The sequence below is a fragment of the uncultured Campylobacter sp. genome (assembly GCF_938045595.1).
Lineage (GTDB): Bacteria > Campylobacterota > Campylobacteria > Campylobacterales > Campylobacteraceae > Campylobacter_B.
In genome coordinates, this window is sequence record NZ_CALIBB010000203.1 from 1 (window position 1) to 2,654 (window position 2,654).

A 2,654-nucleotide genomic window follows, 5' to 3' on the forward strand; every position below is an offset into this window, starting at 1 on the left:
AGGATCGAGCGGGAAGCTCAGCACGTCGGTCGTCTTATCGATGCCGCGCGTTTGCACGTTTAGCTGCCGCATCTCCTCGTCGCGCACGAAAATTAGCTCGACGCTCCCGCCGCCCAGCTCCGCCGCGATAGCGTCCAAAATTTCGGGATAGGGCTGCTCGCAAAGTATCATTTTTACCCCTCTTTTATAAAATTTTCGTATAATTTTAGCAAAAAAAGGACGAAAATGAGAGCTTTATGCGTGATCAGCGGCGGCATGGACAGCGCGACCTGCGCCTATATCGCGAAGCGCGAAGGTTACGAGATCGTGGCGCTGCATTTTGATTATAATCAGCGCACGATGGACAAGGAGCGCGAGTGCTTCGGTAAAATTTGCGACGATTTGGGGGTCGCAAAAAGGCTGATTTTAGACGCTCGCTTCATCGCACAAATCGGCGGTAGTGCCCTTACGGACGGTGCTTTGCCGATCAGAAAGGGTGCGGCGGAGCTTTGCGGTGCGGTAAATTCCATTGGCGCCAAGATTGACAGCGCGGCAAATTCCAAGAGCGCTCGCCTAGACGGGCAAAATTCTATTGCGGCAAATTCTATTGATGCCGAGATTGGCGGGCAAAATTTTACTGCGTCAGATTTCTCGGCGGGCTCAGCGGACGCTCCGCTTGATGCAGATTCGGCGCGGAGCAGCCGTACACAGAGCGGTGAAATTTTAACGCAAGAGAGTGAAATTTCACTAGGGGACGATGAGCCTTCGCCGCAAGGCGGCAAAATTTTAGCCTACGACGACAAAATTTCACCGCAAGGTAGCGAAATTTCATCTCAAAGCGGAGCCGAGCCGCAGCAGGGCGATGAAATTCCACCCAAGCACGCAGGGAGTGAAATTTCATCGCAGAGCGAAAGCGATAAAATTTCATCGCCAAGCGGTGAGAGCGCGTTTTCAGATCTGCCGAGCACATACGTGCCGTTTCGCAACGGCGTGTTTTTGAGCATCGCCGCCGCCCTTGCCGAGAAGGAGCGCTGCGACGCGATTTTCATCGGCGTGGTGCAGGAGGACAGCAGCGGCTACCCCGACTGCAGCGCGGGCTTCATCGGCGCGTTTGAGCGAGCGCTCGATCTGGGCACGAGCCGCGACTTTCATCCGCGCATCAAAACCCCGCTCGTGCACCTTAGCAAGGCGCAGATCGTCTCGCTAGCGCTTGAGATCGGCGTGCCACTAGAGCTTACGTGGAGCTGCTACGAGCGCGAGGACGCTGCGTGCGGGCTTTGCGACAGCTGCCTGCTGCGACTTAAAGGCTTTGCGGGCGCCGGCGCAAAAGATAAAATCCCCTACGCTATAGAAGCTTAGGCGCGACGCGGCGAAATTTACCGAGCTCGCTCGGCTCTGTGTGTCATCGCAGCGCTTGATATGCGCGGGTTTTGAATACGTAGCGCCGCATGGTTTATAGCGGGATTTCAAACATACGGCGGCGGCTTGCACTTTAGTGCGCCGAGCTGCGGCTGTAAATTTAAACTACGCTTTGAAATTTTAAAAATTTTAACGAGAGCGTTGCGCACACGGTCCAAAGCAAAAATCAATTATAAATTTAACTCCTGCGCCATATTTATGAGCGCATAGGCGGATATAAATATATCGTGGTATAATCCGAGAATTAAATTTTAAGGAGTAGGAAATGGCATTTGAAAATGCGATCATCACGAAAGAGGATGATGAGAAGTACGGGTTGAGTAAAATTTTTTATCAATATAGTCCGCATCATGAAGAACTACCTAGAAATTTTGTTGTTGATAGACAAAAAGATATTTGGTTTCTTTTAATTGAAAGACTACCAAATGAAGGGTATGATTATGGTTATGGGAGCAAAAAGCTATGGAGGCTTTATATTCAAGGAAATAATTTAGATATTCTTTTGGATTACGAATATGATCAAGAAGTGGATGGACGCAAATTTCAAAGGGTGTGGAAAATTATCGAGGTAAATGCTATAAATTCTATTATTCCAGATAATGAAGTTATTAAAATATTGAGAGATGTTTTGATTGATTTTAAATTTAGACCAGGCTGGGAGGATAAGGATGATTTTAGTGTAGCGTTAATAGATGTAAGAAAGGAAAAATAAAATGGCGTTTGTAGCAGAATATATTTCGAAAGAGGATATTGAGAAATATGGCGTTATTGACATAGTAAATAGCTCCAGAGCAAATTTTGGTGAATTTCCGTTAGGCGATCAACGTATAAAACAACTTGATTGGGTTATCGATAGGCAAAGAGATATTTGGTTCATCTTTGTGTGTGATCCACACCTGCCGGATCCGCGAGATGGATTTACGGGTGAGGAGATTTATATTTTATGCTATAAGGGTAATGTTATCAAGCTTGATATAAGGCGAATTTATGACGAAACCACAAGTAAAATGCTCGTGGACAATCCGTTTTTTATCAAATATAAGCTAGAAAATATAAATTCTGGTCTTGACGGAATTTCGTTAGATGAGCTCTATAAGGTGCTTAATGAAGCTTTGATAGAATATGGAGAAAGTGGTATACACGGTAGAAAGTTCTTGCCAAAAGATCATGAAGTCGTAACTTTTCTGCACGATTAAATATAAAGGATAAAAAATGACGAGTAAACAAGCCGATCAAATTTTAGCAGATATTGCAGA

General features: G+C 46.0%; 3 protein-coding genes and 2 pseudogenes. 4 read left to right on the forward strand and 1 reads right to left on the reverse strand.

The window, feature by feature from the left end; translation table 11 throughout:
• The coding region (locus tag Q0340_RS08065; RefSeq protein WP_298082887.1) for an rRNA maturation RNAse YbeY at nucleotides 1-171 on the reverse strand (171 nt) is incomplete at its 3' end.
• A 54-nt stretch (nucleotides 172-225) separates the two neighbouring features.
• On the opposite strand from Q0340_RS08065, the pseudogene Q0340_RS08070 reads away from it, so the two are divergent.
• From Q0340_RS08070 to Q0340_RS08085, 4 genes and pseudogenes are all read left to right on the forward strand, one after another.
• Nucleotides 226-492 (forward strand): annotated as a pseudogene (locus Q0340_RS08070) (7-cyano-7-deazaguanine synthase); the annotation flags it as partial.
• Nucleotides 493-918: 426 nt separating this feature from the next.
• Nucleotides 919-1,338, forward strand: a pseudogene (locus tag Q0340_RS08075) (7-cyano-7-deazaguanine synthase); the annotation flags it as partial.
• Nucleotides 1,339-1,663: 325 nt separating this feature from the next.
• Complete coding sequence (locus tag Q0340_RS08080; protein WP_298082885.1) at nucleotides 1,664-2,110, forward strand: hypothetical protein; 447 nt, start codon at nucleotides 1,664-1,666, stop codon at nucleotides 2,108-2,110.
• Nucleotide 2,111: 1 nt separating this feature from the next.
• The gene (locus Q0340_RS08085) at nucleotides 2,112-2,594 is read left to right on the forward strand and encodes a hypothetical protein (RefSeq protein WP_298082886.1); all 483 of its coding nucleotides are present in this window, start codon (nucleotides 2,112-2,114) and stop codon (nucleotides 2,592-2,594) included.
• The last annotated feature ends 60 nt before the right edge of the window (nucleotides 2,595-2,654 follow it).

What these genes read in the sequence shown, in the direction of transcription:
- Q0340_RS08080 (WP_298082885.1), top strand. Translation starts at nt 1,664, where the DNA reads ATGGCATTTGAAAATGCGATCATCACGAAAGAGGATGATGAGAAGTAC.
- Q0340_RS08085 (WP_298082886.1), top strand. Translation starts at nt 2,112, where the DNA reads ATGGCGTTTGTAGCAGAATATATTTCGAAAGAGGATATTGAGAAATAT.